Raw genomic sequence first — 287 nt, forward strand, 5'->3', positions numbered from 1 at the left:
CGTCATGTGGATATCGAAGCGGCTCGTTTAACTATGAGTGGCGCACCGCTGAACTACGTGGGTGTGTTCCAAAACCACAGCGTAGCAGACGTTACGAAAACGGTATCTGAGCTAGGCCTATTCGCTGTGCAACTGCACGGTGATGAGTCTCAAGCATTTGTCGATGAACTAAAACAATCTCTACCTGAACGCGTTGAGATTTGGAAAGCTTACGGTGTTGCTTCTGGTGCTGAAAACGGTGCTAAAAGCGCGCTACCAGAATTACTGAAAAGCAACGTGACTCGTCA

General features: G+C 48.4%; 1 pseudogene. It reads left to right on the plus strand.

Going from position 1 to position 287, the window contains the following annotated elements:
- Window positions 1-287 (plus strand): annotated as a pseudogene (locus tag AB4512_RS23475) (bifunctional indole-3-glycerol phosphate synthase/phosphoribosylanthranilate isomerase); the annotation flags it as partial.

The sequence above is a fragment of the Vibrio sp. 10N.222.52.B7 genome, assembly GCF_041474275.1.
Lineage (GTDB): Bacteria > Pseudomonadota > Gammaproteobacteria > Enterobacterales > Vibrionaceae > Vibrio > Vibrio crassostreae_C.